Origin of the sequence: Pseudonocardia sp. NPDC049154, from assembly GCF_040648315.1 — a bacterium.
GTDB lineage: Bacteria > Actinomycetota > Actinomycetes > Mycobacteriales > Pseudonocardiaceae > Pseudonocardia.
Window position 1 is genome coordinate 137,968 of the sequence record NZ_JBEZDN010000005.1, and the last position, 20,852, is coordinate 158,819.

Below are 20,852 nucleotides of genomic sequence, written 5' to 3' on the forward strand. Positions count from 1 at the left end.
CCAACCGTGCGACGACCGTCTAACATCGGTGCTGCTGTTAATGATATCCCTAGATTCAGGCAGCTGGCGGGACGACGGAGTCAGGAACCGGGTATGGGCAAGACGTTGTTGGAGCGGGAGCAGGACCACCCGCAGGAGATCGTGGTCGAGCGCGGCGGTCGACGGATCGTCACGATGGACTCGGCGCGCTACGTCGACGAGCGCAACACCGGGCGGGACGTGGTCGTGCCGGCGTCCTACATCGGGGTGCTCCCCGCGCGGATGGTGGCCGTCCACCGCCCACGCGCGGTGATCGGGCACGACGCGTGCGTCGGCAAGGACGGCGCCGGGATCGCCGGTCTGTGGTACCTCGAGGCCCTGGGCATCGCGGCGGCGTGCGCGGACGGCATGACCGCGGACATGGGCAACGGCGAGGACCTGTACCGCTCGGGCGTGGTCAAGCACGTCAACTACGTGGCCGAGACGTGCGGGGTCAGGCCGGGCATGAGCGTGGCCGAGGCCGCGGACCTGCTGCTGGACACCGACCCCACGGATACCGAGGTGGGCAACAAGATCCGTCGCGAGGTGGTGGAGACGCACGAGAGCGGTCGCCGCGTCGTCGTCACCGACTCGATCGTCTGGGCCTACCCGGAGGACGAGAACACGTCCGTGCTGGTCACGGCGGGACACACCGGCCGCAGCGGCGCGAAGTTCCTGCTCGAGGCCAAGCCGTGGGGGTTCATCTGCCACGACGGCGGGATGAGCAAGAACCGTTCCGGCATCGCCGGGCTGGCGACCGCGGACGAGGCCGGGTTGGCCGGTGCCTGCATCGACGGCACCACCGCCCCCATCGGGGACGCCTTCGCGGGCTACGAGTACGGCCTGATCAGCGCGCACAACCAGGCCGCCGCGAAGCGCGGGGTCGAGGTCGGGATGACCGTGAAGGAGGCGGCGCACCGGCTCCTGGTGGGTGGCGCGTGACCGCACTCGACGCCGAGGGGCTGACCGCGGGCTTCTGGTCCGCGGCCGCCCGGCGCGAGCTCGTCCGGCCGGTGTGCCGGGCGTGCGGGCGCAACTTCTTCACCCCGCAGGTCGCCTGCCCCGCGTGCCTGTCCGAGGACTGGTCCTACCAGCGCAGCTCCGGGCGGGGCCGCGTCTACAGCGCCACGACGGTGCACAAGGCGCCAAGCCCGGAGTTCACCGCGCCCTACGGGCTCGGGATCGTGGACCTCGACGAGGGCTGGAGCATGCTCGCCGGTCTGGTGGGTAACCCGCTGCCGGCGATCGGTGCCGCCGTCGAGGTCACCTGGACCGAGCAGGGCGGACGGCTCGTCCCGGCCTTTCGGGAGACGACCTCGTGAAGCTCTCGGACGTGGCGATCGTCGGGGTCGGCGTGACGCCGCAGGAGAAGCGCTCGGAACGCAACTCCTTGCAGGTCGCGCTCGACGCGGCGAAGCTCGCCCTCGCCGATGCCGGGCTGCCGCACACGGCGGTGGACGGCATCGCCGCCCGGTGGCCCGGACCCGGCGGAACGGACCTCGCGCCGGGGTCGGCCGACTGGTCGACCTTGCTCGGGGTGCCGCTGCGCTGGATCGGCGACTCCTACCCGCAGGGCGTCCCCGCCCTGGTCGACGCGGCGGGTGCACTGCTCACCGGCCAGGCCACCACGGTCCTGATCACCGGTGGGCAGGCCGGGGTGCTGGGCGGGGGCCGGGTCGCCTCCTACACCCAGCCCGGTAACGAGTTCGTCGCCCCGTTCGGCGCGTTCACCGCCGCGCACTTCGCCCTGGTGGCCCAGCGCCACCTGGCCCGGTTTCCGCACGCCCGGCGCGGTGCGGCGGAGATCGCGGCCACGATCCGCACCACCGGATCGGCGAACCCCCAGGCGGTGATGGCGGGCCGCGGCCCCTACACCGCCGACGACGTGCTGGCCGCGCCGCCGGTCGTCGACCCCTTCACGCTGCTGGACCTCTGCCTGGCCTCCGAGGGCGGGGCCGCGGTCGTCGTGACCACGCTCGAGCGGGCGCGCGACCTGCCGCACCCGCCGGTCGTGCTGCTGGGCGCGGGCATGGAGTGGCTGCGCCAGCAGTACGTCGACCCGGCCCGCTACGAGCAGGCCTGGTCCATCGGCACGGCGGCGGCGCGGAGGGCCTTCGGGCAGGCGGGCGTCGGGCCGCAGGACATCCACGTCGCCCAGCTCTACGACGTGAACTCGCTGGAGGTCGCGCGGCAGTTCGAGGCGCTCGGCTTCTGCGCCGAGGGCGAGGGCACGGACTTCGCGCTCGCCACCGGCATCGGACCGCACGGGAAGCTCCCCACCTGCACGGACGGCGGCCTGCTGAGCTTCAGTCACATCGGCTGGGGCGCCCCCACCCTCAAGCTGGCGGAGGCAGTCCATCAGGTCCGCGGCACCGCGGGCGACCGACAGATCCCGAACGCCGAGATCGCCGCGGCCGCGGGCGCCGGTTCCGGTGCCCAGTACTACAACCTCGCGCTTCTCGGACGCGCACGCTGACCGGAGAGGAGATCGACAGTGACGACGATCGAGGCGCCCCAGGGCGCCCGTGACGAGACCGACCTGAAGAAGAACGGGGTGATCGACTCCGACGTCCACCCCAACTTCGTCAACGGCATCCGCGACCTCATGCCGTACATGACCGAGACCTGGCGGACCCGGCTGGGGATCAGCGGGGACGACTGGGCCAAGGGCATGGCCGCGGCCCAGTTCACGCTGCCGCTCGACTACCTCTACATCAACCCGGCGGGCGCGTACCGGGAGGACGCGGCCCAGCCCGGTGTCCCGCCGGCCACGGACCCGATCTTCACCGCAAAGCAGCTGCTGGACCCGCACAACGTCTACCGAGCGGTACTGCTGTCGGGGCAGTGCCTGGGCATCGGCGCGATGCCGGACGGGATGGTCGCCGCGACCATCGCGTCCGCCTACAACGAGTGGATGTGCGAGCGCTGGCTCCAGGAGGACAAGCGCTTCCGAGGCGCGCTCGTCGTCGCGCCGCAGGACCCGGACGCGGCGGTCGCCGAGATCGACCGGATGGCGAAGCGCGACGGGGTCGTGGCGGTGTTCATGCCGCTGGGCCAGATCCTGATGGGCGAGAAGCACTACTGGCCGATCTACGAGGCCTGCAACCGCCACGAGCTACCGATCGTGACCCACCCGTCCGGCACCGAGAACGTGTTCGCCAAGGCGCCGCAGATGGCCGGCACCCCGACCTTCTACCTGGAGTGGCACACCGCGCTCGGGCAGATCCACCAGTCCAACACGCTGAGCATGCTCTGTCACGGGGTCTTCGAAAAGTTCCCGAAGCTCACGCACGTGATCGCCGAGGGCGGCTTCATCTGGGCGCTCGAGGTGATGTGGAAGCTGGACCGGGACTGGAAGGGCCTGCGCAACGAGGTGCCGTGGCTGACCCGGCCGCCTTCGGAGTACCTGCTCGACCACGTCCGCTTCACCACGCAGCCCTTCATCGAGCCCCACGACCCCCGGCACCTGGCCCCGCTGATGGACATGCTGCACGCGGACCGCGTGTTGATGTACAGCTCGGACTACCCGCACTGGGACTTCGACAACCCGGACCGCGCGCTGGCGGGCATCAGCCCCGAGCTGCGCCGCCGGATCCAGGTCGAGACGCCCCGCGAGGTCTACGGAGACCGCCTTGACTGAGACCCTGAAGTCGACGCCGAAGTCGGAGACGCCCGCGCGCCCCAAGGGGAACCCGCACGTGATCTGCACCGTCGAAGAGCTGCCGGTCGGGCAGCGCAAGATCGTCGAGATCGACGGGAAGTCGATCGGCGTGCTCAATGTCGACGGCCGGTACCACGCCCTGCTCAACAAGTGCCCGCACCACGGGGCCCCGCTGTGCGAGGGGGTCGTGAAGGGCACCATGGCCGACACCGCAGTGCACGAGTACCGCTACGAGCAGCACAACGAGTGGATCACCTGCCCGTGGCACGGCTACGAGTTCCGCCTCGAGACCGGGCGGCCGCTGGTGAAGAACGAACGCGGCCGTGTCCGCGTCTACCCCGTCCGGGTCGAGGACGGGAACGTCGTGCTCTACGCCTGACGGCTCGGCGCGACATCCACGAGGAGACGACACAATGGACATCGGTGTCGCCGTACTGGCGCACGCCCGCAACACCCCCGGCGCGACGGCCGCCTTCGAGGGCGACCGGTCGCTGACCTACGCCCAGCTCGACGAGCGGACCAACCGCCTGGCGAACACCCTGCAGGGCCGCTTCGGCGTCCGCCCCGGGGACCGGGTCGCCGTGCTGCTGCGCAACCGGCTCGAGGTCGCCGAGGCGATCGTCGGCTGCACGAAGGCCGGCGCGGTGTACTGCGGGCTCAACTTCCGGATGAGCGAGGACGAGTACCGCGCCATCCTCGAGAACGCCGGCGCCAGGGTGCTGCTCACCGAGGGACCGTTCCGGGAGCTCGCGCAGACCCTTGCGGCGGAGTTCGGGCTGGCGGTGCTCGACGTGGACTCCGAGGCGGACTGGTCGCTCGCGGACGCGTCCGCGGCCCCGCCGCCCACGGTCCACGCGCGGCGGCCGGAGGACGAGTTCTGCATCGTCTACACCAGCGGCACCACCGGGGCGCCCAAGGGCATCCTGTTCGACGGCCGGGCCGTCGCGACGCACGCGATGGTCGCCGGGTTGGAGTACGGGATGTCTGCGAGCTCGCGCTGGTTGACCACCATCCCGCACAACTCCAGCGTGCAGATCACGCTGGCCCCGACCTTCTTCCTCGGCGGCGCCGTCGGGTTCCACGACGCCCGGGGGTTCGATCCCGCGGTGTTCGCCGCCGAGGCGACCAAGCGGGCCGTCACGCACACCTACCTGGTGCCGACGATGCTCTACCGAGTGCTGGAGGCGAACCTGGGCAAGGCCGACCTGGCCACGCTCACGTCGATCGGGTACGGGGCGGCGCCGATCGCCCCGGAGCGGGTGACCGAGCTGGTCAACCGCTTCGGGCCGGTGTTCTCGCAGCTCTACGGCATGGCCGAGGTCGCCTCGATCGCGACCATGCTGCGGCAGGCGGACCACCAGCGGATCGCCGACGGGAAGACGGGGCTGACCGCCTCGGCGGGCAGGCCGTCGTTCCTCACGGACGTCCGCGTGGTCGACGAGCAGGGCGCCGACTGCGGGCCGGGGGAGCGGGGCGAGGTCCTGTTCCACACGCCGTACACGATGCTCGGGTACCACAAGAACCCGGAGAAGACGGCCGAGACGCTGGTGGACGGCTGGGTGCACTCCGGCGACATCGGCACCTTCGACGACGAGGGCTACCTCTACATCGTCGACCGCAAGAAAGACCTGATCATCCGCGGCGGCTACAACATCACGCCTTCGGAGATCGAGAACGTGCTGTACTCGCACCCGGCCGTGCTGGAGGCCGCCGTCGTGGGCCTCCCGGACCGGGAGTGGGGCGAGTCGGTGCTGGCCGCGGTGGCGCTGCGCGAGGGCGCCGCGGCCACCGAGGAGGACCTGCAGCAGCATTGTCGGGCCGCCGGGCTACCGAGCATCAAGGTCCCCGGCCAGGTGCTCACTCTCGACTCGCTGCCGAAGAACGCCGTCGGCAAGATCGCCAAGCGCTCGGTCGTCGAGATCGTCACCAGGGCCGGTGGGTCGTGACCGGGCCCGCGCCCGGCGCACCGGCCCGGGCCGCCGCCGAGCAGGAGCTCAAGGTCGAGGTCACCGTCCGCGAGGAGGTCGCGGACGGGGTCGTCGCGCTGGAGCTGCGCCGCGCGGGCGGGGGCGAGCTCCCGGCGTGGGAGCCCGGCGCCCACATCGACCTGGTGCTCGACACCGACCTCGAACGGCAGTACTCGCTGTGCGGCGATCCCGCGGACCGGCAGGTCTGGCGGATCGCCGTGCTGCGCGAGCCCGAGTCCCGCGGGGGCTCGGAACACGTGCACACGGCCGTCGCGGTGGGGGACACCCTGACGGCACGGGGCCCGCGCAACAACTTCGCGCTGGAGCCCTCGCCCCGCTACCTCTTCGTGGCGGGCGGCATCGGCATCACCCCGATCCTGCCGATGATCGCCGCGGCGCAGGCCGCCGGCGCGGAGTGGATGCTCGCCTACGGCGGCAGACGCGCCGCGTCGATGGCCTTCCGCGACACCGTGTCCGAGCACGGCGAGCGGGTTCGCATCCACCCGGAGGAGAGCCACGGCCTGCTGCCGCTGGCCGAGCTGCTCGACGCCCCGGCCGCGGACACGCTGGTCTACTGCTGCGGCCCGGAGCCGCTCCTGCGCGCGGTCGAGGAGCGGTGCGCGGGCTGGCCGAAGGGCAGCCTGCACGTGGAGCGGTTCGCGCCCAAGGAGGTCGGTGCCCCCGTGCGCGCCGGCTCCTTCCGGGTGCGATGCGTGCGCTCTGCCGTCGAGGTCGAGGTGGGCCCGGACCGCTCGATCCTCGAGGTGCTGGAGGAGGCAGGCGCCCCGGTGCCGTCCTCGTGCCGCGAGGGCACCTGCGGGACCTGCGAGTCGCCGGTGGTCTCGGGCCGACCCGACCACCGCGACTCGCTGCTGACCGAGGACGAGCAGGAGGCGGGCGACACCATGTTGATCTGCGTGTCCCGCTCGCTCGACGACGAGCTCGTGCTCGACATCTGAGGAGAGACCCCATGGAACTGGACCTGGAGGGGAAGGTCGCGATCGTCACCGGCGCGAGCCGCGGGCTCGGCCGCGCCGCGGCCGAGGCGCTGGCCGCGGAGGGCGCGAACGTCCTGGCGGTCGCCCGCGCCACCCCCGACCTGGAGAAGCTGCAGGCCGCGAACCCCGAGCGGATCGCGATCGAGACGGTGGACATGCGGTCCGCGGAGCAGGTCGCGGCGCTCGCGGAACACGCCGTCGCCCGGTTCGGGCGGCTCGACGTGGTGGTGAACAACGCCGGCATCGCGCCGGCGGGGCGGTTCGTCGACCAGCCCCAGGAGGAGTGGGACGAGGTCTTCGCGGTCAACGTCCGGGCCCCGGCGGTGCTGGCCCGGGCCGCAGGCCGCTACTTCCTCGAGCAGCGGTCCGGCAAGGTGATCAACGTGGCGAGCACGTCCGGCATCAACGGCAAGCCGGTGCTGGTCTCGTACTCCGCCTCGAAGGGCGCCGTGCTGCAGTTCACCAAGGCCCTCGGGGCGGAGTGGGCGCGCTTCGGCGTGCAGGTCACCGCGATCGCGCCCGGTGCCTTCGAGACCGACGCGCAGTCCGCGGTCCTGGAGGACCCGCAGACCCTGGAGCGGCGGCTGCGCAAGATCCCCGCCGGTCGGATGGGCCGCGGGGACGAGTTCGGGCCGCTGGTCTGCTACCTGGCGTCGTCGTTGTCGGACTTCATGACCGGCTCGGTGATCGTGTTCGACGGCGGCGAGGTGAACAAGCTGTGAGCTCCTTGATCGTGGACGGGCACACCCACGTCTACCCGGACAGCGTGGCGCGCAAGGCCATCGCCGGCTCGCCTGCGGACCTCAAGCGCTTCGGCGACGGCACCGTGGGCTCGCTGACCGAGGTCATGGCCGCGGCCGGGGTGGACCGGTCGGTCTGCCTCGGCGTGGCCAACACCCCGGACCGGGTGGACAACGCCAACCGGTTCGCGGGCTCGCTGGACCCGGCCCACTTCGTCGGGTTCGGGTCGGTGCACCCAGGGCTCAGCCCGGAAGAGAACGTCGCGAGCCTGCGGGCGCACGGCCTCAAGGGCGCCAAGGTGCACCCGATGTTCCAGGACCTGCGGCTGGACGACCCGCGGCTGCACGCCACGTTCGACGCGATGTCCGGCGAGTTCGCCGTGATCATCCACGTCGGCGCGGCGGGGACGGACCCGGGCGAGCGGTGCAGCCCGGCGATGCTGGCGGACATCGTGCGGCGGTTCCCGCGGCTCGACGTCATCGCCTGCCACTTCGGCGGCTACCGCCGCCTGGACGAGGCGATCGAGACGGTGATCGGGCTGCCGGTCTACGTCGACACCTCCTGGCCGCCCTCGCTGGGCACGCTGGAGCCGGCGAAGGTCCGCGCGGTGATCGAGAAGCACGGGCCGGAGCGGGTGGTGTTCGCCTCGGACTGGCCGATGGCGGACCCGGGCGCGGAGATCGAGGTCATTCACGGTCTCGGGCTGTCGGACTCCGACACCGACCTCGTGCTCGGCGGCAACCTCGCCCGGCTGCTGGACCTCGCGTGAGCCGCCGGGTCGCCCTGGTCACCGGGAGCGCCCGCGGCATCGGCCGGGCGGTCGCGGAGCGGCTCGCCGCCGACCACGACGTCGTCGTGCACGGCAGGCGGGACCGGGCCGCGGCCGACGAGGTCGCGGCGCTGCTGAAGGAGCAGGGCGCCGAGACGCTCGTCGTCACAGCGGACCTGGGCGACCCGGAGCGGGTGGCGGAGCTGGCCGACGCCGTCCTGGACCGGTTCGACCGGGTGGACACCCTGGTGGCGAACGCGGCGTCGACGGCGTTCAAGCCGCTCGTCGAGGTCGCCGGGCGGCACAGTCGGATGACCTTCGCGACCGTGATCGACAGTCTGGTCGAGCTCGTCCACCGGCTTGCGCCCGCGATGGGCGAGGGCGGGCGGCTGCTCACGGTCGGCGGGCTCGACGCCCGGTTCGCGCAGTCCGGGCACGGGCTGCTCGGCGGGGCGAAGGCGGCGCTGGAGGCGCTCACCCGGTCCTGGGCCGTCGAGCTGGGACCGCGGGGCGTCACGGCCAACACCGTTGTCCCGGGTCCGGTCCTCACGGACTCCCTGGAGACCTACCTGGCCGGGCAGGAGGAGGTGCGGCGGCTGCTGGTGGACCACACGCCCACCGGGCGGCTCTGCACTCCGGAGGACATCGCCGGCGTCGTCGGGTTCCTGGTGTCGCCCGCCGCCGCGATGATCTCCGGCCAGGTGGTCACGGTCGACGGCGGGATCAGCGCCCAGGGCGGTCCGTGGGGGACCATGCGGGAACTGTGGTAGTGGCGGTGGCGCCCAGCGCGCCGAGCACCGAGCGCTGCAGGTGGGCTGCGACCTCGGCGGGGGACCAGCCGAGGGCGAGCAGGTCGACGACCACCCGTTCGTCGAACAGGGTGACCCAGACGAGCACGGCGTAGTCGACGTCCTGCTCGGGGCAGACGCCGTCCGCCACCAGCTCGCGCACGACCGGGGCGAGGACACCGTGCAACGCCGACGTCACCGGCTCCTGCGTGCGGACGCGCTCCAGAAACCCGGTCGGGCTGCGCATCTGGGTGGCGGCGCGACCCCACCCGGCCGCGAGCGCGACCCACCGGCCGCTCATCCGCGTGAACCGGTCCAGGCCCCGCACGTCGGCGGGCACGGCGCCGAGCTCGGCCACCAGCTCGTCCGCGAGCCGCAGGAAGAACTCGGCGAACACCTCGTACACGTCGGTGAAGTGCCGGTACGCCGTGGCCGTGGAGACACCCGCGCCGCGTGCCAGCTCCGGCAGGCTGAAGGTGGGGCCCTGCTCGGCGAGCAGCGCGCCCGCCGCTGCGATCAGCTTGTCCCGGGTGCGGGCGGTGTCCCGGCGCAACCGGGCCTGGCCGGTGGTCTGTGACGTCATGGTGTCCGCCATCCTGCCATATTTCGAGAAGTTCTTCTCATGTTAAGCCGAGAAGAACTTCCCGACTCCGTCATTGACCCGCAGAGGCAGTGCCGCACACCCTGAGGGCTCAAGCCGAGAATATCTTCTCGACTCCGCTCCTCGGGAGGTCCACCGTGTCCCCGCTCCGTCCCTTCGGGCCCCGTGCTCGCCGCCTGCTGCGCGGCGTCGCGCTCTCGGGGCTGCTCGGTGCCCTGGTCGCCGGGTGCTCCGCGGCGCCCGCCGACGACACCCCGCTCGCCGAGCGCGACACCTACCGTGTCGGCCTGCTCCAGATCGCCCCCGCGACCCTGCTCGACCAGACCGTGCAGGCCTTCGAGGCGCGGCTCGGTGCGCAGCTGGCGCCCAAGAAGGTCGAGGTCGACGTCGTCAACGCGCAGGGGGACCAGAGCCTCATCGCCTCGTCGGCGCGCGACCTCGCGGGCTCGGACGCGGACGCGTTCGCCGTGATCGGCACCCCGGCGGTGATCGCGCTGGCCAAGCAGGTCACCGATCGGCCGGTGATCGCCATCGCGATGGGAGACCCGGTGGGTGCGGGCCTGGCCGCGAGCCTCGACGCGCCCGGCGGGAACGTCACGGGCAGCGTCGACTACGTCGACCCGGCGCTGCTGCTCGACCAGATCATGACGGTGCAGCCGGCCCCGACCCGGCTCGGCACGCTGTACGACCCGTCCAACCAGAACATGGTGGTCTGGACGGACGCGCTGAAGCAGGCGCTCGCCGCCCACCCCGGCTTGGAGCTGGTGGAGTCCACCCTGTCCGGCTCCGCCGACGTCGCGACGGCGGCGCGCGGGCTGGTCGGGCGCGCGGACGCCGTGCTCGTTGGCCCGGACGCCACGGTGTTCGCCGGCCTGCCCGCGGTCGGCGCGGCGCTGGGCGGCGCGGGGCTGCCGGTCTACGTGTCCGGCGGCGACGCCTCGGTCGACGGCATCCTCGCCACGATCGGACCGGACTACCCGGCGGTCGGTGCGCTCGCGGCCGACGCCGCGGCCCAGGTGCTGGCGGGCACGCCCGCGGCGCAGGTCCCGTTCGGCAAGCCCTCCGGTGTGGAGTTCGGCATCAACCGGGCGACCATGGAATCCCTCGGGGTGACCATCCCGCAGGCCATCCTGTCCACCGCGACGGTCCAGTGATGCTCGGCCGCCTCGTCCTCGACACGCTGGTCACCGGCCTGCCGCTGGTCATCGTCTTCCTCGGCATCTACACCGTGTTCCGGCTGCGCTCGGACTTCGACCTCACCGTGGAGGGCAGCTTCGCCCTCGGCGGCGCGGCGACGGCCGTCGCGTTGATCGCCGGCGTCGACCCCACCCTCGCCCTGCTCGTCGGGGCGGCGGCCGGAGCGCTCGCCGGCCTGGCCACGGCGCTGCTGCACCTCACCCTCGGGGTGCAGGTGCTCCTCGCCGGGCTGGTCATGAGCATCGGGCTGTTCAGCGTCACCCTGCACGTGCTCGGGGCGCCGACGGTCGGGCTGCTCTCCGCCGCCACGGTGTTCGACGGCGGCGGGGACGCGCGGACGGTGCTCGTGCTCGCCGCCGTGGTCCTCGTCGTGCTGGGGCTCTACCTGCTGTTCCTGCGCACCGAGATCGGGCTGGCGCTGCGCGCGAGCGGTGTCAACCCGCGGATGGCGCGCAGCCAGGGCGTCGACGACCGGGCGATGACGGTCCTGGCGCTGGTACTCGCCAACGGCCTGGCCGGGCTGGGCGCCGGGCTGGTCGTGCAGACCCAGGGCTACGCGGACGTCAACATGGGGATCGGGACGTTCGTCGGCGGTGTCGGGGCGATCCTGCTCGGCGAGCTGCTGCTGCGGCCCAGCGGGTCCGCCGTGCTGCGGATCGTGGCCTGCGTGCTGGCGGGCACCCTGCTCTACCGGCTCATCCTGACCGGCGCGCTGCGCGTCGGGCTGCCCGCGGCGGACCTCAAGGGCGTCACCGCGCTGACCCTGATCATCGCCGTCGCGGCGCACCGCTACCTCGGCGGCGGCGTTCGGTGGCTGACCCGCTCGCGCCGCGAGCGCCCGACGGTGGGGGTGTCCTGATGCTCGAGATCGACGACGTGACCCTGGTCCACAACGCGGGCCGCACCGACGAGGTGGTGGCCCTGAACGGGATGTCGCTGACGTTGCCGACCGGTCAGTTCACCACCGTGATCGGCAGCAACGGCGCGGGCAAGAGCAGCCTCGTGCAGATCGTCTCCGGCGCGGCCCGGCCGACCCGCGGCCGCGTCCGGCTCGACGGCGTGGACGTCACCCGGCACGGCGACCACCGACGCGCGGGGCGGGTCTCGCGGGTGTTCGACGACCCCCGCGCGGGCACGGCGCCCGAGCTCAGCATCGAGGACAACCTGGCCCTGGCGCTGGCCCGCGGCAGGCGCCGGACCCTGCGGTTCGCGGTGAGCGCCGAGCGCCGCACCCTCATGCGCGAGCACCTCGCCCGGCTCGGCCTCGGGCTGGAGGACCGGCTCGGCGACCGCGTCGGGCTGCTGTCCGCCGGACAGCGGCAGAGCCTGACGATAGTGATGGCCGGGCTGTCCCGACCCTCCGTCCTGCTGCTCGACGAGCACCTCGCCGCCCTCGACCCCGGCACCGCCGGTCGGGTCCTCGACCTGACCCGCGAGCTCGTCGAGGAGATGGGCGCGACGACGCTGATGATCACCCACAACATGGAGCACGCGCTGTCGCTCGGCGACCGGCTGCTCGTGCTCAGCCGCGGACGCGTGATCGGCGACCTCGACGCTGCGACCAAGCGGGAGACCACCGTGGGCGGGCTCGTCGACATGATCACGGCTTCGCAGGACGCCGTGAGCGACCGGCTGCTGCTCGCGGAGCGGGCATGAGCGCGTCGTCGTACCGAGTGGACCGGGAGGGCACCATGACCGCAGGCACGCAGACGACCGAGCTGAGCTTCCACCCCGGTGACGTCGAGTTCGCGACGCTGTCCGAGATCGCCGCCGCGGCCCGCGCGGCGCTCCCGGCCGACGTCGTCGACTTCCTCGACGGCGGGGCGGGGGAGGAACGGACCCTGCGCCGCAACCGGGAGGCGTTCGCGCGGTGGGAGTACCGCCCTCGCGTGATGAGCGGGCGGGGGGTGCCCGAGCTCGCCACCATGTTCCTGGGGGTCCCGCTCGATGTGCCGGTGCTGACCTCGCCGTTCGGCGCGGACGGGCTGTTCCACCCGGAGGGGCAGCGCGCGGTCGCCCGGGCCAATGCCGCGATGGGAGCCGCGAGCATCGTGCCGGAGGCCGGGACGCACCCGATCGAGGCGGTCGCCGCGGCCGCGCCCGCTGCGGCGCGGATCGCCCAGCTGCACCCGATGGGCACGCCGTCGACCTACTCGGCGATGCTGCGCCGGATCGTCGACGCGGGGTACTCCGCCGTGTGCGTCACGGTCGACTGTCCGACGGCGGGCTGGCGGGAGCGCAACCTGCGCAACCGGTTCGACCCGGACCCCGCGGTGATCACCGGCAACTACCCGGTCGGCGGCCCCGTCCGCCCCGCGGAGGTGTTCGGGCAGCTCTTCACCCGCACCGAACCGGTCTGGACCTGGGCGGAGCTGGGCGAGCGGATGGCCGAGTGCCCGCTGCCGTGGATGGCCAAGGGCGTCCTGACCGCGGCGGACGCGCAAGCGGCCGTGCACGCCGGTGCGTCGGCGGTGCTGGTGTCCAACCACGGCGGCCGCCAGCTCGACGGCGCCCCCGCGGCCCTCGAGCAGCTGCCCGAGATCGCCGCGGCCGTCGGCGACCGGGCGCAGGTCGCGCTCGACAGCGGCGTGCGGTCCGGCGGCGACGTCGTCACCGCGCTCGCGCTCGGCGCGGACGTCGTGGTCGTCGGGCGGCTTGCCGCCACCGCGCTGGCCGCGGGGGGCGAACCCGCCGTCCGGCGGATGCACGAGCTGCTCCGCGCGGAGATGTTCAGCGTGCTGACCCTGCTCGGGGTCGGCGCCGTCGCCGACCTCGGCCCCGACCTGCTGCAGCGGGTGCGGCCGTGATTCGGCGGTGGCCGGGGCAGGCCGCGACCATCTCCGGCGCGGTCGCCCACGGCGGCCTCGTCCACACCGCGGGCTTGGTGGCGCCGTCGGTGCTGACCGGGGCGCCGGGCACGATGGCGGAGCAGGTCGAGGAGGTCCTGGACCTGCTGCGCTGCACGCTGGAGGCGGCGGGCACGGTCCCCGGCAACGTGCTGCGGGTGGAGGCCTACCTCACCGACCCGGCCGACCTGTCTACGTGGGACGCCGGGTTCGCGACGGTATGGCCCACCGACCCGCCCGCCCGCACCACGGTCTGCCTCACCCTCGCCGCGCCGGGTGCCCGGATCGAGATCCAGGCCGTAGCGGTGGCGGCGGGGGCGAGGTGATCAGCCGACTCGGTCGCCGGCGACCAGCGGGGTGTCCGCGCCGACCCGACCCAGGCCCGAGGCGCCGCCGGGCGCGCCGAGCGGGGTGTCCCGGTCGGGCAGGATCTCGCTGAAGAACCGGGCGTTGTCCGCCACGTGGAGCAGTGCGTCGCCGGCGGCCACCGGGGCCTCCACGATGGCCTCGACCGGGCAGGCGGGTTCGCAGGCCCCGCAGTCCACGCACTCGTCCGGGTGGATGTACATCTTGCGGTCGCCTTCGTAGATGCAATCGACCGGGCACTCCTCCAGGCAGGACTTGTCGAGCACGTCGATACAGGGTCCGGCGATCACATAGGTCATGGCGGATTCTCCTCCTACGGTCCGGGCCGGGCCCCGGCTTCGCGCGTGGGGCCCGGCGCGAGTAGGTCGCTCGGGTGGCTACGGGGCGACGCGCATCTCCTTGGGCCCACGAATCCAGAACGAGGGCATCCACTCCTGCTCCGGGGAGACTGGGTGCAGGTTCGGCATCCGTTCGAGGGCCTGCCGGATCGCGCTGCCGCACATGATCTTGCCGAGCATGTCGCCGATGCAGTAGTGCGCGCCGCGGGCGAAGCCCATGTGCTTGTTCTTGCCCTTGCGGTCGATGTCGAAGGTGTCGGGGTCGTTGAACATCCGCTCGTCGCGGTTGGCGGAGCCGATGAAGGAGAACACCAAGGAGTCGGCGGGAATCGTCTCGTCGTGCATCTCGATGTCCTGCGTCGCGGTCTGGAACACGAAGTGCACCGGGGACTGGTGCCGCAGGGTCTCGTCGACGACCTCCCCGACGAGTGAAGGATCGGCCTGCACCCGGGCCCGGGTCTCGGGCTGCTCGAAGAGCTCCCACATGGAAGTGCCGATCAGGTGGGACGGGGTCTCGGAGCCGCCGAACTGGATCAGGGCAGCCAGGCTGAGGATCTCGGTCTCCGTGAGGGACTGGTTCTCCTCCTCCGCTTGGATCAAGGCGGAGATCAAGTCGTTGCCGGGGTTCTTGCGCCGGTAGGCGATCTGGTCGATGAAGTAGGCGCGTAGTTCCTCGACGCTCTTCTTCATCTGGGCGAGCTCGGCCTCGGGCAGCGCCATCCGGCTCGGAGCCTTGATCAGATCCATCGTCCAACGCTTGAAGTCGCCCCGTCCTAGCACGGCGTCGACGCCGAGGATCTCGGCCGTGACGCTGACCGGCACGTAGGCGGCGAAGTCCGACACGAAGTCGAACTCGCCCTTCGCCTGAGCCTCGTCGAGCAGATCGCTGATCACCTTGTCGATCTGGTCCTGCATGCCGCGGATGACCCTGGGTGTGAAGGCGACGTTGGCGATCTTCCGCAGTCGGGTGTGGTCCGGCGGGTCCAGCGCGATGATCGACGGCACCTCGGGGACCGGGTCGAACTCTCCGAAGGCGTTGGTGATGAAGTCGCGGGCGGAGAAGAGCTCGGGGTGCTTGAAGGTGTAGGCGCAGTCCTCGTAGCGGAAGATCCCCCAGGCGTTCAGCGCCTCGATGAACCGCACGGGCGTCTCGTCGCGTGCCTGTCGGTAGTGCGGGTACGGCTGCTGCTGGAACTCCGGGGAGAGCGGGTTGAAGTCGACCGCGGTCGTCATCGTCCGGGTGTCCTTTCGTGGCGCGTCATGGAGCGAAATCTAGGATTATGGTATTGATGGAACCGGTCGAGTCAAGCTTCTCCGTCGTTGCTCAGTCCAGCTGCCGTTCCTTCGTCTCGGGCATGGTCAGGTACAGGACGAGCCCGACGAGGGCCGCCGCGGCGACGTACGTTCACAGCAGGTGGGGCCCGCCCGCTCGTCGCGAGCCAGGTGGCTCCGCGACCTCACCCGGCGTGTGGGTGCGCCCGGTCCGGTGGGCTCGACCTGTCCCTGGGCTCGGTGAACGGGCCGGTCACGTCGCGACCACCGCGGTGAGCTCGTCCCACAGGACCTCCTCGCCGCCGTCGGCGACCCGCCTGCCCAGGAGTGCGGCCCAGTCGTGTTCGGGCAGATCGGCGTCCCGGGTGGCCCAGAGCAGCCGGGTCAGCGGGTGCAGCGCGTACTCCTGGGTGATGCCGAGCGCGCCGTGCAGCTGGTGGGCGATCCGGGCGCCCTCGGTCGCGGCAGACCCGCAGACCACGCGAGCCGTGGCGGCCGCATCCCGGGCCCGCGGGGTCTCGGCCAGGTCGAGCGCCGCGGCGAGCGCGGTCTCCGCCTGCAGCAGCTCGACCCGCAGCCGGGCCAGCGCGGTGGCCACGGCGGGGAGCTTCACGAGCGGGCGGCCGAACTGCTCGCGCGTCCGGACGTGCTCCCGGGTGAGCAGGTAGGCACCGCGCAGGGCGCCGACGAGGGTGGCGGCCCGCAGCAGGGCGAGGCGGGTGAGGACCTGCGCGGAGTCGACCCCGGTCAACAGTCGGCCCGTCTGGACCTCGACCTCGTCGAGAGGCTGCCCGGCGGGATCGGTCCCCGGCGTGACGACGCGCCCCACTGGTGTGGACACCGTCGCCGTCCCGTCGGGGGACAGGAGCACCAGGTGCGACGCGCGTGAGGCCCAGGGGGCGACCACCCGGCCCGGGCGGCCCACGGCGACGGTCCCCAGGGCTGGCGGTTCTCGGTGTCCGGCGAGGGCCCTGCAGGCCGTGGCGTGCTCGGCGAAGGGGACGGCCACGCCGTGCTCACCGAGCGCCTCCGCCACCTCGACCAGGTCGTGCAGCGTCCCGCCGGAGCCGCCGGCTTCCTCCGGGACCCCGATCGTCGTCAGGCCCAGCTCGGTCAGGGTCTTCCATACCTCCCCGCCGCCGCCGACGACGTCCCGGACCAGCTCGCGCAGTTCACTCATGCCGCCACCTCGGCCTTCGTGATCATCGACAGCAGAACCTCCGACGCCCCGCCGCGCAGCGAGAACCCGGGCGAGGCCAGCAGAGACTGGCTCAGTGCGGCTCGCAGCGCCGGCGGCCCGGTCGGGGCGACCCGGCGGGCCAGCTCCAGGACGTCGCGCTCGAAGGCGTTCCCGAGCAGCTTGCACGTGGCGGCCTCCTGGACGGGCGCGGCGCCCGAGTCCAGCAGCTCGGCGATGTGACGGCACAGCCGCCGCAGGACGGCCAGCCGGGCGACGAAGCCGCCCAACTCCGCCTGGTCCGCGACCTCGGCCTCGGCGAGGACCTGGACCAGTAGGGGATAGGTGGTGAGCACCCGCTCCGGCCCGCCGCGTTCGAAGGCGAGCTGCTCGGTGACCTGCCGCCAGCCGTCGTCCCGCGTGCCGATGAGGCGGTGCGCCGCGACCGGGACGTCGTCGAACGCGACCTCGTTGAAGTGGTGCTCGCCGGTCATGTCGACGATGGGGGAGACCTCCACCCCGGGGGCGCTCATGTCGACCACGAACTCGGACAGCCCGGCATGCGGGCGGGCGCCCTCGGCCCGCGGGGTGGTGCGGGCGAGCACGTAGGCGTGCGTGGCGTGGTGCGCCCCGCTCGTCCAGATCTTGCGTCCGGTGATCCGGAAACCGTCGCCGTCGGGCACCGCGCGGGTGCGCACCGAGGCGAGGTCCGACCCCGCCCCGGGCTCGCTGAGGCCGAGACAGAACACGACGTCCGCCGCCGCGATACCAGGCAGGATCTCGTCCTGCAGCTGCTCGTTCCCGTGCCGCAGGATCGCGGGTCCGATCTGGCGGTCCGCGATCCAGTGCAGGGCCACGGGTGCCCCGGCTCGCAGCAGCTCCTCGGTCACGGCGAGCCGGTGAACGTAGCCGAGCCCGCGTCCGTAGGGCGCCGGCCACGTCAGCCCGATCAGGCCGCGTGCCGCCAGCTCCTTGCTGAACGCGAGGTCGGGGCTGCGCAGCCACGAGTCGGCCCGCGGGACGTAGCGACCGGCGGACCGCCAGTCCGCACAGAGCCCTCGCACCTCCTCGCGGAGTGCCTGCTCGGACTGGTCCTGCACCATGACGACCGCCTCTCCCGCGACATAATCTATGAACACAGTAACCCGGATTGGTGGCGCGCCGACCGATCTGCCCTCGGAGGTGGCGGGCGAACTTGACACCAGACGCTCAGCCCGGCCAGTCTAGGGTCATCGTTATCAGTTGTTCGTCCACGGCGGACCTGCTGAGGACGTCTCCGAAGACGTAGAAGGGCACGACGAGGTGACCGAGACCGCGCACACCACGCGACGCGACATGCACAACGACTTCGACATCGAGGACGTCAGCCTCGCCGAGAACTTCGAGGAGGTGCTCGACGACCTGGTCGCCCGTTGCCCCGTCTCCCACAGCACGGTCGGCAAGGGGTACCACGTCATCAACCGGCACGCCGACGTGCGGCGCGCCGGGCAGGACTGGCGGACCTTCTCCAGTGCCGACGGCTGGCTGCTCAACCCGCCGGACGAGTCCATCCCGATCCTTCCCGAGGACCTCGACCCGCCCTACCACGACACCTGGCGTCGCGTCCTCAACCCGTTCTTCGCCCCGAAGAGCGTGGAAGGCATCGAGGACCTCGCGCGCAAGTACGCCCGTCAACTGGTCGACGGGTTCGCGGAGAAGGGGGAGTGCGAGTTCGTAGCGGACTTCGCCGCCCAGCTCCCCGGGTTGATCCTCTTCAACTCCATCGTGCCGGTGCCGGTGGAGGACCTGCCGCAGCTGTTCCAGGACATCGACACCTACTCGTTCGGCCCGCTCGAGGACCGGATCCCGGCGTTCGCCCGGGTCTACGAGTACCTGAACACCTACCTGAAGTCGCGCGCCGAGCAGCCCGCGAAGGGCGACGTCATCGACGTCATCAATGCCGGCGTGGACCGGGACGGGGAGCCCTGCCCGTGGGAGGACAAGGTCCACATCCTGCTGGACGTCATCTTCGGTGGCCTCGCGACCACGACCCACGCGATGTCCGGTGCGGTCTACCACTTCGCCACGCACCCGGAGATCCGTAAGGACCTGATCGCCCACCCCGAACTGATCCCGAACGCGGTGGAGGAGACGGTCCGGCTCTACCCGCCGGTCGTGGCGCCGGCGCGCACGGTCCGCAAGGATGTCGAGATCGGCGGGGTCCAGCTGAAGGCGGGCGACCGGATCGCCCTGAACTACGCCGCCGCCTCCCGGGACCCGGAGGCCTGCGCCAACCCGACCGAGTTCGACATCCGCCGCACCGACATCGTGCAGGCCGCGTTCGGCGTGGGCGTGCACCGTTGCCTCGGCGCCCACCTGGCGCGGCTGGAGCTGCGCGTGACGATCGAGGAGTTCCTGGCCCGCATCCCGGACTTCGAGCTCAAGCCGGGCACCAAGCCCACCTACGAGAGCGCGCAGCTGCGGACGATGAAGAACCTGCACCTCGTCTGGCCCACCTCTGCCTGACGCCGGAGCCGACCAGGAGGACAACGTGAAGGTCACTGTCAACGGAGCGCTCTGCACCGGTCACGGTCGCTGCTACTCGCTCGCGCCGGACGTCTTCGAACCCGACGACGAGGGCTACAACCTGGAGCGGGACGTCCCCATCGACGTGCCGGCGGAGCACGAGGAGAGCGCTCGGCTCGCGGCCCACGCCTGTCCCGAGGGGGCCATATCGATGGCGGAGTCGTGACCGCCAAGCTCTATGCGCTCATCCCGCGCAGGCCGGACCTCTCCGACGAGGCGTTCCATCAGCACTGGCGCACCACGCACGCCGATCTCGCCCGCCGGATAAGCAGCCTGCGCCGGTACGTCCAGAGCCACCGCCTCCCCGTCCACACGGGGTTGCCGCCGTCGCCCTACGAGGGGATCGCGGAGGCCTACTTCGACGACGCCGCGGCGGGCCTGGCGATGGGGGAGGACCCCGAGTACACCGAGCACGCCCTCAAGGACGAGCCGAACTTCATGGACGTGCCCGGCCTGGCCTTCCTCGTCACCACCGAGGAGGTGATTGAGGAGGGCCCGCCACGGGGGCCGGAGGCGGTCGGCGTCAAACTGCTCCAGCTCGTGCGGCGGCCCGCGGGTACCGACCACGCATCGTGGCGGGAGGAGCTACTCGCCGCCGACCACGTCGCCGTGGGCAACAGCCTGCGCGCGGAACGGCACGTGATCGCCCTCTGTGTCCCGGAGAGCTACGGGACCGAGGGCTCGGAGCCGCTCTTCGACGCGGTCCGAGAGCTGAGTTGGCCGACCCTCGAGGACTTCCAGCGGGCCCGGGACTCCGCGGCCTGGGCGCGGTTGGTCGACCCCGGCCTGATGGACGAGGACTCGGTCGCCGCCGATGTCGCCGAGGAGTACCGGGTCATCTGGCCGCAGGGCTGAGGCGGCACGAACATCGAGGAGAAGATCGAATGACCGCAAGCGCCACGGAGACGGGCACGGCCCTGGTCCGTCGGTACATCGACGCCGTGTCGGACCTGGACGTCGACGGCATCGTTGCGACGTTGCACCCGGACGTCGTCATGCACATCCCCTTCGCGCCGGAGGGCATCCCCACCGTCGTTGAGGGCAAGGCGGCCGTCACGGAGTGGTTCAGCGCGGTGCCGAACCTGATGGCGCCGCTGAACTACAAGGACCACGACATCGTCTCGACCGAGCGGGAGGGCGAGTACGTCGCCCGTTACTCCGGCTCGACCACCGTCCTGCCGACGGGGAACCCCTACAGCACGAGCTACGTGGCCCTGTTCACCGTCAAAGACGGACTCCTGATCAGCACGACCGAGTACTTCGACGCCGTCGCCCTGGTCAAGGGGCTCGGCTGGACCGTCACGCCGCCCTCCGGGGCCTGACCGGTCGACGACCCGGGGCGGGTGGGCGTCTGTCGCCCACCCGCCCGTTCCATGTCCGATCCTCTCGAGCGAGGAGACCTGAGAGCATGACCTCCACCGTGACCCCGATCCGCAGGGACCGGGTGGTCATTCGGTTCGCGGGTGACTCCGGCGACGGGATGCAGCTCACGGGTGACCGGTTCACCTCGGAGACCGCGACCTTCGGCAACGACCTGTCCACGCTGCC

General features: G+C 72.0%; 24 protein-coding genes. 19 read left to right on the forward strand and 5 right to left on the reverse strand.

Annotated elements, in window-relative coordinates:
- The first annotated feature begins 93 nt into the window (after positions 1–93).
- The 10 genes from AB0B41_RS05240 to AB0B41_RS05285 are packed head-to-tail and all read left to right on the forward strand — an operon-like array spanning position 94 to position 8,924.
- Complete coding sequence (locus AB0B41_RS05240) at positions 94–960, forward strand: hypothetical protein (protein WP_358199159.1); 867 nt, start codon at positions 94–96, stop codon at positions 958–960.
- The gene (locus AB0B41_RS05245; protein WP_358199161.1) at positions 957–1,340 is read left to right on the forward strand and encodes an OB-fold domain-containing protein; all 384 of its coding nucleotides are present in this window, start codon (positions 957–959) and stop codon (positions 1,338–1,340) included. The genes AB0B41_RS05240 and AB0B41_RS05245 overlap by 4 nt, the downstream gene beginning before the upstream one ends.
- Positions 1,337–2,494: a thiolase family protein gene (locus AB0B41_RS05250; RefSeq protein ID WP_358199163.1), complete on the forward strand. Its 1,158-nt coding sequence runs from the start codon at positions 1,337–1,339 to the stop codon at positions 2,492–2,494. The genes AB0B41_RS05245 and AB0B41_RS05250 overlap by 4 nt, the downstream gene beginning before the upstream one ends.
- Positions 2,495–2,512: 18 nt before the next feature.
- On the forward strand, positions 2,513–3,658 hold the full coding sequence (locus tag AB0B41_RS05255; RefSeq protein WP_358199166.1) for an amidohydrolase family protein: 1,146 nt from the start codon (positions 2,513–2,515) through the stop codon (positions 3,656–3,658).
- Entirely contained in the window at positions 3,651–4,058 is a 408-nt protein-coding gene (locus tag AB0B41_RS05260) for a Rieske (2Fe-2S) protein (RefSeq protein WP_358199168.1), read from the forward strand. The genes AB0B41_RS05255 and AB0B41_RS05260 overlap by 8 nt, the downstream gene beginning before the upstream one ends.
- Positions 4,059–4,092: 34 nt before the next feature.
- Positions 4,093–5,625 (forward strand): AMP-binding protein, encoded by a 1,533-nt coding sequence (locus AB0B41_RS05265; protein WP_358199169.1) that lies wholly within the window; start codon positions 4,093–4,095, stop codon positions 5,623–5,625.
- On the forward strand, positions 5,622–6,605 hold the full coding sequence (locus AB0B41_RS05270; RefSeq protein WP_358199171.1) for a PDR/VanB family oxidoreductase: 984 nt from the start codon (positions 5,622–5,624) through the stop codon (positions 6,603–6,605). Before AB0B41_RS05265 ends, AB0B41_RS05270 begins: the two co-directional genes overlap by 4 nt.
- Before the next feature lie 11 nt (positions 6,606–6,616).
- Positions 6,617–7,366, forward strand: a complete 750-nt coding sequence (locus tag AB0B41_RS05275) for a glucose 1-dehydrogenase (protein WP_358199173.1) — start codon at positions 6,617–6,619, stop codon at positions 7,364–7,366.
- Positions 7,363–8,154, forward strand: coding sequence for an amidohydrolase family protein (locus tag AB0B41_RS05280; RefSeq protein WP_358199175.1), 792 nt, complete (start codon positions 7,363–7,365; stop codon positions 8,152–8,154). The genes AB0B41_RS05275 and AB0B41_RS05280 overlap by 4 nt, the downstream gene beginning before the upstream one ends.
- Positions 8,151–8,924 (forward strand): SDR family oxidoreductase, encoded by a 774-nt coding sequence (locus tag AB0B41_RS05285; protein WP_358199176.1) that lies wholly within the window; start codon positions 8,151–8,153, stop codon positions 8,922–8,924. The genes AB0B41_RS05280 and AB0B41_RS05285 overlap by 4 nt, the downstream gene beginning before the upstream one ends.
- On the opposite strand, the gene AB0B41_RS05290 is transcribed toward AB0B41_RS05285, so the two are convergent.
- Positions 8,878–9,525, reverse strand: coding sequence for a TetR/AcrR family transcriptional regulator (locus AB0B41_RS05290; RefSeq protein ID WP_358199178.1), 648 nt, complete (start codon positions 9,523–9,525; stop codon positions 8,878–8,880). The two genes, AB0B41_RS05285 and AB0B41_RS05290, sit on opposite strands and share 47 nt — an antisense overlap.
- Positions 9,526–9,680: 155 nt before the next feature.
- Between AB0B41_RS05290 and AB0B41_RS05295 the strand changes: the two genes are divergently transcribed.
- Genes AB0B41_RS05295 through AB0B41_RS05315 form a run of 5 tightly spaced genes read left to right on the forward strand, consistent with a single transcriptional unit; the run spans position 9,681 to position 13,912 of the window.
- Positions 9,681–10,697, forward strand: coding sequence for an ABC transporter substrate-binding protein (locus AB0B41_RS05295; protein WP_358199180.1), 1,017 nt, complete (start codon positions 9,681–9,683; stop codon positions 10,695–10,697).
- Positions 10,697–11,599, forward strand: a complete 903-nt coding sequence (locus tag AB0B41_RS05300) for an ABC transporter permease (RefSeq protein WP_358199184.1) — start codon at positions 10,697–10,699, stop codon at positions 11,597–11,599. The genes AB0B41_RS05295 and AB0B41_RS05300 overlap by 1 nt, the downstream gene beginning before the upstream one ends.
- Positions 11,599–12,396, forward strand: a complete 798-nt coding sequence (locus AB0B41_RS05305; protein WP_358199185.1) for an ATP-binding cassette domain-containing protein — start codon at positions 11,599–11,601, stop codon at positions 12,394–12,396. Before AB0B41_RS05300 ends, AB0B41_RS05305 begins: the two co-directional genes overlap by 1 nt.
- Complete coding sequence (locus AB0B41_RS05310) at positions 12,393–13,547, forward strand: alpha-hydroxy acid oxidase (protein WP_358199188.1); 1,155 nt, start codon at positions 12,393–12,395, stop codon at positions 13,545–13,547. The genes AB0B41_RS05305 and AB0B41_RS05310 overlap by 4 nt, the downstream gene beginning before the upstream one ends.
- A complete protein-coding gene (locus tag AB0B41_RS05315; protein WP_358199190.1) occupies positions 13,544–13,912 on the forward strand; it encodes a RidA family protein in 369 nt (122 codons plus the stop codon). Before AB0B41_RS05310 ends, AB0B41_RS05315 begins: the two co-directional genes overlap by 4 nt.
- Here the strand turns inward: AB0B41_RS05315 and fdxA are convergent, their stop codons facing one another.
- The 4 genes from fdxA to AB0B41_RS05335 form a co-directional block, all read right to left on the reverse strand.
- Positions 13,913–14,251, reverse strand: a complete 339-nt coding sequence (fdxA, locus tag AB0B41_RS05320; RefSeq protein ID WP_358199192.1) for a ferredoxin — start codon at positions 14,249–14,251, stop codon at positions 13,913–13,915. It lies immediately after the preceding gene.
- Between the two features lie 78 nt (positions 14,252–14,329).
- On the reverse strand, positions 14,330–15,523 hold the full coding sequence (locus AB0B41_RS05325) for a cytochrome P450 (RefSeq protein WP_358199194.1): 1,194 nt from the start codon (positions 15,521–15,523) through the stop codon (positions 14,330–14,332).
- A 292-nt stretch (positions 15,524–15,815) separates the two neighbouring features.
- Positions 15,816–16,742, reverse strand: a complete 927-nt coding sequence (locus AB0B41_RS05330) for an acyl-CoA dehydrogenase family protein (protein WP_358199195.1) — start codon at positions 16,740–16,742, stop codon at positions 15,816–15,818.
- Positions 16,739–17,842, reverse strand: coding sequence for an acyl-CoA dehydrogenase family protein (locus tag AB0B41_RS05335; RefSeq protein ID WP_358199197.1), 1,104 nt, complete (start codon positions 17,840–17,842; stop codon positions 16,739–16,741). The genes AB0B41_RS05330 and AB0B41_RS05335 overlap by 4 nt, the downstream gene beginning before the upstream one ends.
- 199 nt (positions 17,843–18,041) lie before the next feature.
- On the opposite strand from AB0B41_RS05335, the gene AB0B41_RS05340 reads away from it, so the two are divergent.
- Genes AB0B41_RS05340 through AB0B41_RS05355 form a run of 4 tightly spaced genes read left to right on the forward strand, consistent with a single transcriptional unit; the run spans position 18,042 to position 20,626 of the window.
- A complete protein-coding gene (locus AB0B41_RS05340) occupies positions 18,042–19,244 on the forward strand; it encodes a cytochrome P450 (protein WP_358199199.1) in 1,203 nt (400 codons plus the stop codon).
- Positions 19,245–19,269: 25 nt separating this feature from the next.
- Positions 19,270–19,470, forward strand: coding sequence for a ferredoxin (locus tag AB0B41_RS05345; protein ID WP_358199201.1), 201 nt, complete (start codon positions 19,270–19,272; stop codon positions 19,468–19,470).
- Positions 19,467–20,159, forward strand: a complete 693-nt coding sequence (locus AB0B41_RS05350; protein ID WP_358199203.1) for an EthD domain-containing protein — start codon at positions 19,467–19,469, stop codon at positions 20,157–20,159. The genes AB0B41_RS05345 and AB0B41_RS05350 overlap by 4 nt, the downstream gene beginning before the upstream one ends.
- A gap of 29 nt (positions 20,160–20,188) precedes the next feature.
- Positions 20,189–20,626, forward strand: a complete 438-nt coding sequence (locus AB0B41_RS05355; RefSeq protein WP_358199205.1) for a nuclear transport factor 2 family protein — start codon at positions 20,189–20,191, stop codon at positions 20,624–20,626.
- Positions 20,627–20,852: the final 226 nt, after the last annotated feature.

What these genes read in the sequence shown, in the direction of transcription:
- AB0B41_RS05240 (WP_358199159.1), top strand. Translation starts at nt 94, where the DNA reads ATGGGCAAGACGTTGTTGGAGCGGGAGCAGGACCACCCGCAGGAGATC.
- AB0B41_RS05265 (WP_358199169.1), top strand. Translation starts at nt 4,093, where the DNA reads ATGGACATCGGTGTCGCCGTACTGGCGCACGCCCGCAACACCCCCGGC.
- AB0B41_RS05275 (WP_358199173.1), top strand. Translation starts at nt 6,617, where the DNA reads ATGGAACTGGACCTGGAGGGGAAGGTCGCGATCGTCACCGGCGCGAGC.
- AB0B41_RS05290 (WP_358199178.1), bottom strand. Translation starts at nt 9,525, where the DNA reads ATGACGTCACAGACCACCGGCCAGGCCCGGTTGCGCCGGGACACCGCC.
- AB0B41_RS05300 (WP_358199184.1), top strand. Translation starts at nt 10,697, where the DNA reads ATGCTCGGCCGCCTCGTCCTCGACACGCTGGTCACCGGCCTGCCGCTG.
- AB0B41_RS05305 (WP_358199185.1), top strand. Translation starts at nt 11,599, where the DNA reads ATGCTCGAGATCGACGACGTGACCCTGGTCCACAACGCGGGCCGCACC.
- AB0B41_RS05310 (WP_358199188.1), top strand. Translation starts at nt 12,393, where the DNA reads ATGAGCGCGTCGTCGTACCGAGTGGACCGGGAGGGCACCATGACCGCA.
- fdxA (WP_358199192.1), bottom strand. Translation starts at nt 14,251, where the DNA reads ATGACCTATGTGATCGCCGGACCCTGTATCGACGTGCTCGACAAGTCC.
- AB0B41_RS05325 (WP_358199194.1), bottom strand. Translation starts at nt 15,523, where the DNA reads ATGACGACCGCGGTCGACTTCAACCCGCTCTCCCCGGAGTTCCAGCAG.
- AB0B41_RS05330 (WP_358199195.1), bottom strand. Translation starts at nt 16,742, where the DNA reads ATGAGTGAACTGCGCGAGCTGGTCCGGGACGTCGTCGGCGGCGGCGGG.
- AB0B41_RS05335 (WP_358199197.1), bottom strand. Translation starts at nt 17,842, where the DNA reads ATGGTGCAGGACCAGTCCGAGCAGGCACTCCGCGAGGAGGTGCGAGGG.
- AB0B41_RS05355 (WP_358199205.1), top strand. Translation starts at nt 20,189, where the DNA reads ATGACCGCAAGCGCCACGGAGACGGGCACGGCCCTGGTCCGTCGGTAC.